This window comes from Rhodoferax sp. GW821-FHT07G04 (assembly GCF_059418585.1).
On record NZ_JBWKQD010000005.1, the window covers coordinates 1 to 13,681 of the forward strand.

General features: G+C 63.9%; 11 protein-coding genes. 7 read left to right on the forward strand and 4 right to left on the reverse strand.

Translation table 11 applies throughout. From position 1 onward, the window contains the following. The 3 genes from AC07OO_RS21115 to AC07OO_RS21125 form a co-directional block, all read left to right on the forward strand. Positions 1 to 116 (forward strand): 3-hydroxybutyrate oligomer hydrolase family protein (locus tag AC07OO_RS21115; protein ID WP_495084447.1); only part of this gene is annotated, 116 nt, incomplete at its 5' end. Between the two features lie 27 nt (positions 117 to 143). Then, positions 144 to 1,310 carry an ABC transporter substrate-binding protein gene (locus tag AC07OO_RS21120; protein WP_495084125.1) on the forward strand — a complete coding sequence of 389 codons (1,167 nt, stop codon included), beginning with the start codon at positions 144 to 146 and terminating at the stop codon, positions 1,308 to 1,310. Positions 1,311 to 1,338: 28 nt separating this feature from the next. After that, entirely contained in the window at positions 1,339 to 2,208 is an 870-nt protein-coding gene (locus AC07OO_RS21125) for an alpha/beta fold hydrolase (protein WP_495084126.1), read from the forward strand. 110 nt (positions 2,209 to 2,318) lie between these two features. Here AC07OO_RS21125 and AC07OO_RS21130 read toward each other — a convergent pair whose 3' ends face one another. From AC07OO_RS21130 to AC07OO_RS21140, 3 genes are all read right to left on the reverse strand, one after another. Beyond that, a complete protein-coding gene (locus AC07OO_RS21130) occupies positions 2,319 to 3,167 on the reverse strand; it encodes an NAD-dependent protein deacetylase (protein ID WP_495084127.1) in 849 nt (282 codons plus the stop codon). Further along, on the reverse strand, positions 3,167 to 3,820 hold the full coding sequence (locus AC07OO_RS21135; RefSeq protein ID WP_495084128.1) for a peroxiredoxin: 654 nt from the start codon (positions 3,818 to 3,820) through the stop codon (positions 3,167 to 3,169). Before AC07OO_RS21135 ends, AC07OO_RS21130 begins: the two co-directional genes overlap by 1 nt. Positions 3,821 to 3,898: 78 nt before the next feature. Continuing rightward, the gene (locus tag AC07OO_RS21140; RefSeq protein ID WP_495084129.1) at positions 3,899 to 8,152 is read right to left on the reverse strand and encodes a hypothetical protein; all 4,254 of its coding nucleotides are present in this window, start codon (positions 8,150 to 8,152) and stop codon (positions 3,899 to 3,901) included. Between the two features lie 174 nt (positions 8,153 to 8,326). Here AC07OO_RS21140 and AC07OO_RS21145 point away from each other — a divergent pair, with 174 nt between their 5' ends. From AC07OO_RS21145 to AC07OO_RS21160, 4 genes are all read left to right on the forward strand, one after another. Then, positions 8,327 to 9,448: a sterol desaturase family protein gene (locus tag AC07OO_RS21145; protein WP_495084130.1), complete on the forward strand. Its 1,122-nt coding sequence runs from the start codon at positions 8,327 to 8,329 to the stop codon at positions 9,446 to 9,448. 140 nt (positions 9,449 to 9,588) lie between these two features. Next, positions 9,589 to 10,278, forward strand: a complete 690-nt coding sequence (locus AC07OO_RS21150) for a Crp/Fnr family transcriptional regulator (RefSeq protein WP_495084448.1) — start codon at positions 9,589 to 9,591, stop codon at positions 10,276 to 10,278. An 86-nt stretch (positions 10,279 to 10,364) separates the two neighbouring features. Continuing rightward, complete coding sequence (locus AC07OO_RS21155; RefSeq protein ID WP_495084131.1) at positions 10,365 to 10,886, forward strand: Mpo1 family 2-hydroxy fatty acid dioxygenase; 522 nt, start codon at positions 10,365 to 10,367, stop codon at positions 10,884 to 10,886. A 123-nt stretch (positions 10,887 to 11,009) separates the two neighbouring features. Continuing rightward, a complete protein-coding gene (locus tag AC07OO_RS21160) occupies positions 11,010 to 12,440 on the forward strand; it encodes a GGDEF domain-containing protein (RefSeq protein WP_495084132.1) in 1,431 nt (476 codons plus the stop codon). A 123-nt stretch (positions 12,441 to 12,563) separates the two neighbouring features. On the opposite strand, the gene hemH is transcribed toward AC07OO_RS21160, so the two are convergent. Beyond that, complete coding sequence (gene hemH, locus AC07OO_RS21165; protein ID WP_495084133.1) at positions 12,564 to 13,655, reverse strand: ferrochelatase; 1,092 nt, start codon at positions 13,653 to 13,655, stop codon at positions 12,564 to 12,566. Positions 13,656 to 13,681: the final 26 nt, after the last annotated feature.

Genomic DNA, 13,681 nt, shown 5'->3' on the forward strand with positions numbered 1-13,681 from the left:
GCACGCCCGGCGCGGCGCCCGCCATCACGGCCGCCAATGTGCCGGCCATAGCGGCGACGCCCGCGTCTGCGGACCAGATCGGCTTTGCCGGCACGTCGCTGAACGTACCCAACTAAGTACAAGCAACATACTGAGGTACAACCATGCTTACCCCTTTCGGACTGGTTCGACAGATGCAGCACGCGCTGGTGGTGTTGGTGCTTTTGGGCACCGGCAGCCTGGCGTGTGCGGCCCCAACTGCCCCTGCGGCAGATATCACCGTGGTGCAAGTGGCACCACTTACCGGCGTGCTGGCCAGTACCGGCAAGCAAATGGTGCTGGGCGGGAAAATCTACTTCGACTGGGTCAATGCGCACGGCGGTGTGCACGGCGCCCAGATCAAGCACACCGTGCTGGACGACGGCTACAAGGTCGACGAGACCGCGCGCCTGACGCAAGAAGCGCTGCTCAACCCCGAGGTGGTGGCCTTGTTCGGTTTTGCCGGCACGGCCAATGTGTCCAAGCTGTTGTCGGACGGCATTCTGGATGTGGGCGGTGCGCCGCTGGTCGCGCCCTACACCGGGGGCGAGGCGCTGCGCAGCCCGTTCAACCCCTACATCTTCCATGTGCGTGCGGGCTACGTGGATGAGACCGAGCACATGGTCTACCAGATGGCTACGCTGGGCATGAAGCGCATCGCCGTCATGTACCAGAACGATGCCTTCGGCAAGGCCGGCCTGGCGGGGGTAGAGGCCGCCGTGGCCAAGCGCAACCTGGAGCTGGTTGTGGCCGCCTCGTACGAGCGCAATACCGATGATGTGCAGGATGCCGTGCAAAAGGTCAAGGCCGCCGATCCCCAGGCCACCATCATGGTCTCGGTGAATCGCTCCACGGCCGCCTTTGCCAAGCAGTACCGCGCGGCGGGTGGGGGCGGGCAGTTGTACAACATCTCGGTGGTGGACCCGGCCGAACTGGTCAAGCTGGCTGGCCTCAAGGCCGTGCACGGCCTGGGCATTACGCAGGTGGTGCCATACCCCTTTGGCGCCAACAAGCCGGTGGTGCGCGAGTACCAGACATTGATGCGCAAGTACGGCGGTGGCCAGCCGCTGAGCTACACCAGCTTTGAAGAGTTTCTGGGTGCCAAGGTGCTGGTCGAAGGCCTGCGCCGTGCCGGCCCGGCACCCACCCGCGCCAAGCTGGTCAGGGCCCTGGAGGGCATGGACAACTTCGACCTGGGTGGCACGCGGGTCAACTACTCCAGCACCAACCGCGTGGGCTCCCGCTTTGTGGAGGTGACCGTCATCGGCGCCTCGGGGAAGTTGCTCCGTTAGTTAGTCAAACCAACTGTCACCCAAGCCTATGGTCTTTTCGTCCCACTACCTGCGCTGCGCCGGCCAAGAAATCCACTACACAGAGTGGGGCGCGGCCGATGCGCCTGTCGTCATCGCCTGGCATGGCTTGGCGCGCACCTGCCGCGACATGGATGAACTGGCCGAGCACCTGAGCCCGCGCTACCGCGTGATCTGCCCCGACACCATAGGCCGGGGTTTTAGCCAGTGGAGCAACAACCCCGATAGGGACTACTGCCTGGCGCACTACGCTCGCATTGCTACCGATCTGTTCGACCAACTGGGCATTGGCCGCGCGCACTGGGTAGGCACCTCCATGGGCGGCGCCATTGGCACCGTTTGCGCGGCGGGTCTGCAGCAGCCGTCGATGGCCCAGCGCATCGTCAGCCTGACGCTGAACGACAACGCACCCGAGCTGGCCGCACCGGCCATCGCCCGCATCCGCGCCTATGCCGGCAACCCGCCGGCGTTTGGCAGCGTGCTGGAGTTGGAAGTCTTTTTCCGCCAGGTTTACCAACCCTATGGCTGGCTGAGCGACGCGCAGTGGCGCCGCTTGACCGAAACGTCGACGCGCCGCCTGCCCGACGGCCGCGTGACCCCGCACTACGACCCGGCCATGGTGCAGCAATTCATCAGCCACCCGGACGACTATCGCATCTGGGAGCACTACGACGCGCTGCAGATCCCGGTACTGAGCCTGCGCGGAGTCGACTCGGATTTGGTCTTGCCCGAAACCATTGAAGCCATGCGCCACCGCGGCCCGGGTGCCGCGGGGCGCTTGCAGACAGTGGAGGTGCCCGACTGCGGCCATGCGCCAGCCTTGAATGTGGCGGCGCAGTTGGAGTGTGTGGCGGGGTTTATTGAAGGGGCAGAGCGTTAAAAATACCCAATACAGGTATTTTGAAAGAACCCCGGAGTTAAATTGGCCTGTAGCCCTCGTCAGTGCTTAATAATTTGCTATTTAAGTAGTAGCAAGCCGCACTGCGTCTTTCAAACACCCATCCGCGCGGCCAGCATTTCCAACGCGGCCCCCACCTCGTGCTCCACTTTGAGGGTCAACACGGCGTCGGCCCGGGTGCGACCGATGTTGACGACTGCTACCGGCTTGCCCGCAGCCACGGTTTCCTCGACGAAGCGGTAGCCGGAATACACCATCAACGACGATCCGGCCACCAGCAGGGCATCGGCCTGGGCCAGCGCCGTGCGCACAGTGGCTACGCGCGCGGGTGGCACGCTCTCGCCAAAGAACACTACGTCGGGCTTCAGCATGCCGCCGCACAGGGCGCAGGAGGGAACATCAAATGGCGCAAAGTCTTGCGCCTCGAGATCGGCGTCACCGTCCGGGGCACTGGCGGCATCACGTGCCAGCCACTCTGGGTTGCGTTGAACCAGCGCGTCCTGCAGCGCTTGGCGCGGTGAGCGCACGCCGCACGCCAGGCAGCACACGGTGTCTATGCGGCCATGCAGGTCCACCACCTGGGTGCTGCCCGCTGCATGGTGCAGGCCGTCCACATTTTGCGTCACCAGCAGTGCGATGCGGCCCGCGCCCTCCAGCCGCGCCAGCGCCCGGTGGGCGGCCGCGGGGCGGGCATTGCGCATGGTGCGCCAGCCCAGCATGCTGCGCGCCCAATAGCGCTTGCGGGCCAGCGCGTCGGCCACAAACACCTGGTAGCGCATGGGCTCATTGCGCTTCCACGCACCGCTGGCATCGCGATAGTCCGGTATGCCCGCTTCCGTACTGCAGCCGGCGCCGGTCAATACCAGCAAGCGCGGATGGCGCTCGCCAAAATCCACCAGCGCGCGGAGTGCGTCCTCCTCCTCCTGGCTGCAAGCGCGCACTACCGGGGGGCGCGGGTCGTGCGCAGATACGGCAGCTTGATGTCGATGCTGCCGTACTTCTCGCGCGCCTGGTCATCGTTCAGCGCCAAGGCAACGATGACGTCCTGGCCCACGGCCCAGTTGGCGGGTGTGGCCAGGGGTACGTTGAAGGTCAGTTGCAGGGCGTCCAGCGCGCGCAGAACTTCGGCGAAATTGCGGCCCACCGACATGGGGTAGGTCATGGACAGCTTGAGCTTCTTGTCTGGGCCGATGATGAACACCGAGCGCACGGTGGCGGTGTCGGCGGCGGTGCGGCCATCCGGCAGATAGGCCTCAGCAGGCAGCATGTCAAAAGCCTTGGATACGGCGAGGCCTTCGTCCGCGATGATGGGGAAACCCGCCTTGGCACCGCAGAAGCCTTCAATATCGGTCTTCCACTTCTGGTGCGCTGCTACGCCGTCCACCGACACGCCAATGACCTTGGTGCCGCGCTTGGCCCATTCATCGGCCAGTTGGGCGACCGCGCCAAACTCGGTGGTGCAAACGGGGGTGAAATCCTTGGGGTGGGAGAACAAGATGGCCCAACCCGAGCCGATCCAGTCATGGAATGTGATCGGTCCCTGGTCAGTATCCGCGGTGAAATTGGGAACGACGTCGTTGATGCGCAAAGCCATGGGAAAGTCCTCCTGTTGAGATGATCGATCGCAAAGTTTGCCATAGTTTCTTTCGCAGCACGTGTCATGCCCAGACCTTCAGTTTTGGGCGGGCACTTCTTCTTGCTCACTCTCCTGCAACTCTTGCGGCGCGCTCTGGCGCTTGCACCAATAACCCCCCAGGCTGAACGACTCCCACGCCCACTTGGCCCATCGGACAACCGATGCAGCTAGCCACAGCGCCCACACCAGCATCAGCAGGCGATAGGCCAGAACGGGTATGGACAGCACCCAGGTGGCTTCAGGCTGCACAGCAAAGCGATCCTGGTACCACAGCAGGCTGGCCGCGCTGGAGCCGTTGCCGCTGACCATCATGTCGGGGTAACCCAATAGCCCGGTCCGCACGGCGTCAAACACAAAGAATGTGCAGACGATGGCCCACACCACCAGGGCGACCTGACCCAGGTTGAACGCATTGCGCCGCAACCAGCCTGCGGTTGGCGGAATGGGTGGGCGCGGCACACGCCGTGCCGCCAACGCAAAGAAGAATGCCACAACGACTACGGCGCCCCACAGCGTTGTTTGCGCCAAGCCCACGCTCAACAGAAACCAGGCGCCAATACCCAGTGGCGTGTGCCGTGTCCTACCCAAAGCCACAGCCACGCCCAGTAGCGCCACCAGCACACCCCAGAACAGCACAGCCGGCCCCATGTGAGGCCCACCCACGGCCAGCACCACGCGTTCAGGACCCATGTGTATTTCTGTGGACGCATTGACACCGGTAGCGCCCAGAGCCAATGGCGTCGATACAAACCGCCAGCCAATGCCACGCGGCTCGCGCCAATCGATCTGCAGGGTATGTGCCCCTGGTGCCAGCGGTATGGAGAGTTGGCGGCCTTGGGGTTGTATGGGTTGGTTGACGCCATCCACGCTCAGGCCCTGGAACTCAATTTCGGCTGGCAGCTGGATGCGGTGGTTGCCGCCTTGGCTGGTGCGCAGCGTGGCCGAGGCCACCACTTCGGTGGCATGAAGGCCGGGCGTCATGCTGATATTTTGCTTATCGATGGTCAGAGTCTGGCCTGCGCTGCCTACCGGTTTGGTGATATCCAGCGTCACGCTCTCGCCAGGCCACGGCTGCCACTGCGGCGCCAGGCTTTGCGCGCCGGGGTCGAGGTATTGCACGGGGGCTATGCCGCTCCATTGCACGCGCCACTGGGCGGATGGCTGCAGCAACCAACGTTCGACTTGGTTGCTCTCTTGCCCGCTGGTCAGTTGCAGGCGTGGGCTCTCCTTCAGGCTGCTGGTGAATGCGGCCGAGTCTTCGGAGCCCAATTGCACCAGCGCATAGCCGTCTTCCACACGCACCGTTTCGTTGTTGACCGATTCTCCGGGCAGCAGGCGGACCTTCACGCGCACCGGCGCATGGCTGCTGGTCAGTCGGCTGATTTGCGTATTCACCGTCCAGTGCAAGCCCAGGCGCAGCTTGCGCTGCACTTGCACGAAGGCGGGCAGACCATCGCGTTGCGTGCCATCTTTGGATGCATTGGTGCCCACGGCGCTGCGCGACAAGCTTAAGGCGCCGGATGACAGGCCGCGCGCGTCCAGACCGCTGAGCGTCCAGCCTTCGGTTGCGGCAGTCACTTCACGTGCTGGCATGGGGAGTGCAATTTCTACAGTCGTGGCGTCGCCCACATCGGCCGCCAGAACCACGGGTGTAACGCCGGCCCGCACGGCCAGCCACAGTGCGCCACTGTCATCGCGCCGCACGATGGCCGGCTTGCCGTCGCTGGTGATGACGGTAGGCCGCCAATTGCCACCCTGGCCGGGTAGCGGCAGCATGGTGTCGGCCAGGGCATGCGCATCCAAGCGCAACTGCACTTGCGCGCCGCGGGCTTCTACGCGCAGGCGTGCGATGTCGGCGCACTGGGGCAGACAGGCGGGCGCAGGCGTCAGCTTGCTGCGCAGTTCGCTCAGCAAGGTAGCGTCGGGCAGGCCCTGGCCCGATGGCGTTTGCTCCGCAGGTGGTGCGGCCCAGCCGTCCGTGGGCGTGCTGGCTGCAAAGACGGTCAGCACGGCTGCGACAAGTAGGGACAGCGCGTGGGCCGGCACCGTGGAGGAGGGCTCAGACGCGGCCTCGTCTTTAGGTCTGGCAGGCAATGCCTTCACCACGAACCAGAAGACCGCCAGTAGCAAGGCCAATCCGCCCAGGCGCAGCGCCACAACGCCCGCCGGTGGTAGCAGGTAGAGGCTCAGGCTTTGTGTAGCCAGCACAGGGCCCTGCCAACTGAGGTGGTGCGATGCCCAGTTCCAGGTTGGCAGGCCGGGGCCGGTTTGTACCTTGGCGTTGGGGTCAACATCGCCGAGCGTGGCGTTGTTCACCGGTTGGTTGAGGTCCACGCTGGGCGCACTGACTGTGGAGGACACACCGCCCATCATTCTTTCCATTGGCTTGATTTGCTTAGGCGGAGGAGGGGGCGGGGCATCAACCCTTGGCGCAATCGGTACACCGGCGGGCGCAGGTGCTGCCGCAGGTGCGGGTGGCGGGGCGATGGCTTCCTGGATCACCACGGCCTCCGGCGCTCTCTTGCGCATGGTGTCGTGTGCCGTGACACGGTCTTCGGGCATGGATACAGACGCGGGGTACAGAGCCGGATATACCGACAGACGAATTTGCTCAATGGCATGCGGCAGCAAGCACAGCGCGATGGCCACCGCGCAAACGCGGCTACCCCAAGTGGCCCAAGACAGCAGCTTGCCCCGGGGCAACACGCGTGTCAGCGCCAGCAGTGCGAGCAAAACCACCCAGGTATCACGGGGTGCCCAGTCCATATGGGCAGTGGCAACCAGGGCCAGGGCCATCATCGCCCCGACTTTGGGCCCAAGCAATTTGGCGGCGGCCAAGGTGCTCAGCAAGACCACGAAGAAATCCCACAGCGTCCAGCCATCCACCCAAGAGCCAGCAGCGCGGTCTACGCCGCTGGCATGCAGCAAATGCCAACCGGGTGGCAGGTTCAGGTCGACCGACGCGGATTGCACGTCCACCATCCACCCGGTTGCTGGCAGGGTGCGGGCATCACCTTCCAGGCGGCTATCGGCCTTCAGCATCGAGACCTGGCCTCGGCGCACCTCCACTCCGTCACCTTGGGCACCGGCACGGCGCGTGACGGGTTGGTCCTCGGAGTCCACCGCCACGTGGCCCAGCACGGCGGGTGCGGCCATTTCCAGGCGCCAGGTGCGCGACAGCGTGCCCGCAAAACTGTCTTGCATGGTGTAGCCCTTGCCGTCAAAGTCCAACCAAATCTGGCGATCCAGTGTCAGCTTGTCGGCCGCAGGGTTGGGGTTGCCACGGCGCGACTCCACCAGCTTCAAGGCCTGCCCAGCCTTGATGGCAAAAGCCGGGAAGCTGCGCCACGGGTCAGGGATGGGTGCTTGCTTGGGGTCAATCGTGCCAACGCCCTCCACACTGACCACGCGCAGGTCGTTGTGGGCGGCAAAGGACCATATCTCGTCGGGCAGACCTGGGGGCAGTGCCAGTGCGGCGGTGGGCGCCATGCGGTGGGCGGTGATTTCCACCGTCCAATTGCCGGGGCGAACCTGCAGGCGCAGTTGTCCGTCTTCGTGCAGGCGTGCGGGCAGAGCGCTGTCCAGGCTCTCTGCCACAAAGCCCGGCAACAGTGCCATGGGCAACTGAATCTCGCGCGGCTTGCCAGAGACGGCCAGGTCGTAGTGGGTGGTGACCCGCAGCGGAATGGCGTCGTCTACCAGGCGCGCGGTGCGTATGGTCAGCGCATCCGATGCCTGCGTTTGCTCCTTGGCAGCCTGCAGCCACAGGCGTCCGTCCGTATCAGCCGCGCGCTGGACCGGCTTGCCATCCATGCGCAACTGCAGGGCGCCGGTTTCGCGGGGCAGTTGCAGGTCTTCCGGCATCTCGGTCCATGGCAGGGTGCCGGTGATCACATGGCTGCCGGGTGCCAACAGGGCCACCGGACGCTCGTCTCGGCTGCCCACAGCCAACGTCTGGCCATTCGTCTTCAACATCTGCGGCCACTTGCCGGGTTCGCCTGGCAAGTCCACGAAGGCAGCGGCACCAAACACCTGCACCTCGAAGCGGAACTGCGCGCCGCTGCGCGTCGTGTTCAGCTCCAGACGTGAAGGCCACACGCAGGCCCGGGCACCTTCGTCGTTGTAGGCCTGGGGGCAGGCCAGCATCTCCTGCCCATGCATTACCCACGGAATCCACGACTTCAGCGGGTCGGGCACGGCGGATTTGGGTAGCGGTTCAGCGGCGCTGGCCATCAGGCCGGCCCATGCTGAACACAACACGACGAACAATAGCTTTTTGGTGGAGCGCATGCGCAGGGTGCCTAGTGTGGAAAAGTGCAGCAAGTATCGCTATTTCCGGGGTGCCGAATCCCGGGTGTCGGTGCGGGCACATTAGGGCTTACCCGTGGCGAAGGCCTTGCTTCAGCCTCCCTTAAGTTTGAGATACTCCGGCCCATCTGCAAAAAAACGACGGTGGAGGAAACCATGCTGAAAAAACTCAATGACCTGACCGAGAGTCATGGCAGGCTCGAAAAGGGCAATGGCCTGATCACCGGGGTGATCGCACTCTCTTTGGGCATCCTGTGCTTCCTGGGCGTGCTGGCCTTTCACTTTCCGCAGTACCTGACCACGCCCGAGCTGCGCAAGAGTTATGACGTGGAGGTGATACGCACTATCATGTTCGTGTCCATGGTGTTGGCGGGTGGCATGTCGTTGGTCAATGTGCTGTTCAACCGCGCGCGGTGGTTGTCCGGCTTTGCGTTTCTGCTGGTGGTGTTGACGGCGATCTTGGGTGGCAGCAAGGTGCCGGTCAACGACTTTGCCGACAACACACCCTACATCGGTCTGGACTGGTTCATCCTGGACCTGCTGGGCTCATCGCTGATCTTTATCTTTGTGGAAAAGCTGTTTGCGCTGCGTAAAGACCAGCCTGTGTTCCGCCCCGAGTGGCAGACCGACTTCAACCACTTCATCGTCAACCACATGATCGTGGGCTTCATCATGCTGGCCACCAACCTGTTGGTGCACAAGCTGTTTGGTTGGGCCGCCAAAGACGGCATACAAGCCTGGGTGCGTGATCTGCCGTTCTTCGTGGCCGTGTTCCTGATCGTGCTGGTGGCGGACCTGGTGCAGTATTGGACGCACCGCGCCTACCACGAGACCTGGCTGTGGCGGCTGCACGCGGTGCACCACAGCGCCAAGCACATGGATTGGATGGCCGGCTCGCGCCAGCACATTCTGGAGCTCATCATCACCCGCACGCTGGTGCTGGCGCCGATTTTTGTGCTGGGTTTCTCCAAGGATGTCATCGACACCTATATCGTCATTGTCGGCTTCCAGGCAGTGTTCAACCATGCCAATGTCAGCGTGCGCCTGGGGCCGCTGCGCTATGTGATTGTCACCCCCAATTTCCACCACTGGCACCACAGCCAGGACCAGGAGGCGCTGGACCGCAACTACGCCGCCCACTTCGCCTTTATCGACTACCTGTTTGGCACGGCGGTCAAGAGCACCAAGCTGTGGCCCGAGCGCTATGGCGTGCTGGGCGACTATGTGCCCGATGGATTTGTGAAGCAGCTCAAGTTTCCGTTTGTATGGAAAGGCTAGTTGGAAGAATATGCCGCTAGCCCCCGTGGAATAAGTGCATTCAGCTATCTATTTGGTAGCGCTGTGTCGTGAGCCTTCCCAGCAAGCCCACCACCGACACGCCCGCACCCAGCGGCGCGCAGGCCTACGCCAAGCTGCTGATGCAGGGCAAGTGGTTTCAGCAGATATCGCCCTTGTTCCAGCAGCAGTTGCTGGATGCGGCGGTAGTGCGCAAGCTCGCCGCTGGCGAACGCCTGTTCTCCCGCGGTGACCCGTGTTGCGGCCTGTATGCCGTGCTGGATGGCATGGTGCAGGTATCTGGCGTGGGCGGCACGGCGGACAACACCAAAGAAGCCGTGCTGACCCTGATCGAGCCGCCGGATTGGTTTGGCGAAATCGCCATCTTCGACCGCCAAAGCCGCACGCACGACGCGGCCGCCGACGGCCCCACCGTGGTGCTGCAGGTGCCCCAGCCGGCCATGGTGCAGTTGCTGGACGCGCACCCGGCCTGCTGGCGCGAGCTGGCGCTGCTGATGAGCCACAAACTGCGCCTGCTGTTCGCACTGGTGGAAGAGACGGCCATGCTGCCGGCCCCCGTGCGGCTGGCACGCCGGCTGCTGTGGATGGCCGAGGGCTATGGCGGCCGCCACGACGCGGCGCTGCGCAAGCGGGTGCTGCATGTGTCGCAAGAGCAGTTGTCGCGCCTGCTGGCCATCAGCCGCCAGACCAGCAACCAGATCCTCAAGAACCTGGAGCAGCAGGGCCTGATACGCCTGCAGCGCAATGCCATCGAAATCGTCGATTTCGATGGCCTGCGCCAGGTGGTGGAGGCGGCGGGCTCTGGGTTTTAGGCCCGAGTGTCTGCTACCCGACAGTTTTGGGCGGGGCTTCCAAGGATGATCTCGGTGTCCACGTTTAAGGAAGAGATGCCACCACCATGAAAACGCTCGTAGACCAACTGGCCCAATACGCCACCTACCACCGCGACCGCCGCAACATCGCCACCCACCTGGTCGGCATCCCCATGATTGTGGTCTCCATCGCCATCCTGCTGTCACGCCCCGGCGTGGACATCGGCGGGGTGCTGCTGACCCCCGCCCTGGTGCTGACCGGCATCACCGTGCTGTACTACTTTTTGCTGGACCTGCGCTTTGGCCTGGTCATGGCGGTGCTGATGGCCCTGTCTGTGTGGGCAGGCTATGCCATGGCCGCCCAGAGCACCGCGGTTTGGCTGGGCAGCGGCATCGGCATGTTTGTGGTCGGCTGGGCGTTTCAGTTTGTCGGTCATGCCTACGAGGGCCGCAAGCCGGCCTTCGTGGATGACCTGATGGGCCTGATCATCGGCCCGCTGTTTGTGGTGGCTGAAGTGGGCTTTGCGATGGGGCTGCGTGCCGAGGTGGAGCACCAGATCGAGGAACGTGCTGGCCCCATCCGCAGCCTCAAGCCGCAGTCTGCTTGATCATCTCACGCCATCGCAGGTTGCGTCTTTTCTGTTGAAAGTGGGCCTTTCGCCCACCACCATCTCTCTAAAATGGCTAGACGCTGATTCTCTTGTCGGCGTCTTCGCCACAATGGGAGATCTATGTCCTTACGCCTCAAATTCGTACTGGCGCTGCTGTTCAGCAGCTTGGCCTCGGTGGCGCTGGTGGGCGGTGTGGCCTATGTGCAGTTGACCAACAAGTTCGATTCGCTGCGGCGTCAGCAGGCTAGCATGCATTTCAAGTCGGCCGTCACCGAATACCTGACCAAGTACGGTAATTGGCAGGCCGCCAGTGCGGTGATGCCGTTTCGCCAGTTCATGGAGCAGCAGGGGCCCAATGGCCAGCAGGGCCAAGCGCAGCGCCCCCAAGCGCAGCGCCAGGACTGGCAACCGCCGCCGCGTCCCGATGGCCCCCCCGACCAAGAGGGCACTCGCCCGCCACCACCACGCGATGACCGTCGGCCGGGTCCCGAGGGACGGGCCGGAGATGACCGGCCTCCACCACCCGGGCCTGATGGCGGTCCCGAGGGTGGCGGTCCGCGGCGGGGCGGCGGCGATCCGCCGTTTCGCTTCATCTTGATGGACAGTCAGTACCACATCCTGCTGGGCGCCGGTGAATATGCACACGACAGCATCGCGCCGCCCGAGATGCAGCGCGATGCCATCCCAATCATCGTCAACGACAAGGTTGAGGCCTACATCTCACCCCAGGGCGTGCTGGCCCCCGGCAAGCAAGACCTGGAATACCTGGCCGCCATGCGCGGAGCCCTGGCCTATGGCGCAGCCGCAGCCACCGTGCTGGCGCTGGGCCTGGGCCTGCTGCTGGGCAATGGCCTGAGCGCAGCGCTGCGGCAGCTGACCGGCGCCGTCAAGGCCATGCGCGTGGGCGCCTTGCGGCAAAAGGTGGCGGTGCAGGGTGGTGGCGGCGAGATTGCCACGTTGGCCACGGCCTTCAACACCATGAGCGAAGAGCTGGCCCAGAGCCACGAGGCGCTGCAGCAGTCCAACCAAACGATTCTGGAGCAGGCCAACCAGTTGAAGGAAATGAGCATCCGCGACGCGTTGACCAACCTCTACAACCGGCGCCACTTCGACGAGCAGGCGCAGCAGCTGTTCGAGCAATCGGTGCGCCACGCCCACCCGATGACCGTGGTCATGGGCGACATCGACTTCTTCAAGCGCATCAATGACACCTATTCTCACGCCACTGGTGATGTGGTGCTCAAGCAGATTGCCGAGATTCTGCGCACCCACATGCGCATCTCCGACGTGGTGGCCCGCTACGGCGGTGAGGAGTTCGTCTTCGTCCTGCCGGAGACACCGCTACCCCAGGCCGCCGCGCTGTGCGACAAGCTGCGCCAGGTGATCGAGAGCTTTCCGTGGACCAATGTGCACCCCGACCTGCGCGTGACCATGAGCATGGGCTTGTGCGCCGACGTGGCCGCCGGAACCGTGCACGCCATGCTCAGCAAGGCCGATGATTTGCTGTATCGGGCCAAGGAGATGGGGCGTAACCGGGTGTGCTTTGGATAAAAGGCTAATTTATACCCAAAGTGGGTTTTTCAGCAGAGCCGTTGCGAAAAAATGGCCACTAGCCCTCACCAAATAAGTGTATGTAGCTAGCAAATCAATAGCATCGTACTTGCTGCATCGCACTTACTGCTTAGCCCCCATCCCCAAAGCCGCAATCCGTGATGTCGCCATTGCCGCCGCATCCGGCTCATCCTGTGTGTCCCAACCCGCCAGGTGCCGCTCGCTGATGTTGCACAGCGCGGTGATCCACTCGGGGTCGTCGTTCAGGCAGGGGATGTAGTGGAAGGTCTTGCCGCCGGCCAGTAGAAAGGCGGCGCGGGCTTCCATGCTGATTTCTTCCAGCGTCTCCAGGCAGTCGCTGGTGAAGCCGGGGCAGACCACGTCCACACGCTTGACGCCGGCGCGGGCCATGGCGATCAGCGTGGGCTCGGTGTAGGGCTCCAGCCACTTGGCGCGGCCCAGGCGGGACTGGAAGCTGACCTTGTATTGCTCCTTGGTCAGGCCCAGCTTGCTTGCCAGCAGTCGGGCGGTCTTCATGCACTCGCAGTGGTAGGGGTCACCCAGCGCCAGCGTGCGTGCGGGCACGCCGTGGAAGCTCATCAGCAATTGCTCGGGGCACCCGTGCTCCTTCCAGTGGCGCTGGATGCTGGAGGCCAGCGCGCCGATGTAGTCCGGATGGTCGTGGTAGTGGTTGACGAAACGCAACTCAGGCACGGCGCGGGTGCGCGCGGCCCAGGCGTAGACGGCATCGAACACGCTGGCCGTAGTGGTGCCGCTGTACTGCGGGTAGGCGGGCACAACCAGCACACGGGTCACGCCATCGGCTTTGAGCGCATCCAGCTGCGAGGCGATGGACGTGCTGCCGTAACGCATGGCATAGCGCACCTTGACGGCATGGTTGCGCTGGCCCAGCCAGCCTTGCAAGAGCTTGGATTGCTTCTCGGTCCACAGCTTCAGCGGCGAGCCCTCGGGCGTCCAGATGCTGGCGTATTTGGCGGCTGACTTGGCGGGGCGCGTGCGCAGGATGAAGCCATGCAGGATGGCCATCCACAGCAGGCGGGGAATTTCCACGACGCGGTGGTCGCTCAAAAACTCCTTCAGGTAGCTGCGCACGGCTTTGGGCGTGGGCTCGTCCGGTGTGCCCAGGTTGCAATACAGCACGGCGGTGCGGGGCGCCTGGCCGTGGCTGTATGGGGGTTCGGCAGCAAAGGGCATGGTGATGAACGTGCGTGTAGTCGGTA

Bases quoted from the DNA above. Each gene is read 5' to 3' on its own strand.
- AC07OO_RS21120 (WP_495084125.1), top strand. From the start codon at position 144: ATGCTTACCCCTTTCGGACTGGTTCGACAGATGCAGCACGCGCTGGTG.
- AC07OO_RS21125 (WP_495084126.1), top strand. From the start codon at position 1,339: ATGGTCTTTTCGTCCCACTACCTGCGCTGCGCCGGCCAAGAAATCCAC.
- AC07OO_RS21135 (WP_495084128.1), bottom strand. From the start codon at position 3,820: ATGGCTTTGCGCATCAACGACGTCGTTCCCAATTTCACCGCGGATACT.
- AC07OO_RS21140 (WP_495084129.1), bottom strand. From the start codon at position 8,152: ATGCGCTCCACCAAAAAGCTATTGTTCGTCGTGTTGTGTTCAGCATGG.
- AC07OO_RS21145 (WP_495084130.1), top strand. From the start codon at position 8,327: ATGCTGAAAAAACTCAATGACCTGACCGAGAGTCATGGCAGGCTCGAA.
- AC07OO_RS21150 (WP_495084448.1), top strand. From the start codon at position 9,589: ATGCAGGGCAAGTGGTTTCAGCAGATATCGCCCTTGTTCCAGCAGCAG.
- AC07OO_RS21155 (WP_495084131.1), top strand. From the start codon at position 10,365: ATGAAAACGCTCGTAGACCAACTGGCCCAATACGCCACCTACCACCGC.
- AC07OO_RS21160 (WP_495084132.1), top strand. From the start codon at position 11,010: ATGTCCTTACGCCTCAAATTCGTACTGGCGCTGCTGTTCAGCAGCTTG.
- hemH (WP_495084133.1), bottom strand. From the start codon at position 13,655: ATGCCCTTTGCTGCCGAACCCCCATACAGCCACGGCCAGGCGCCCCGC.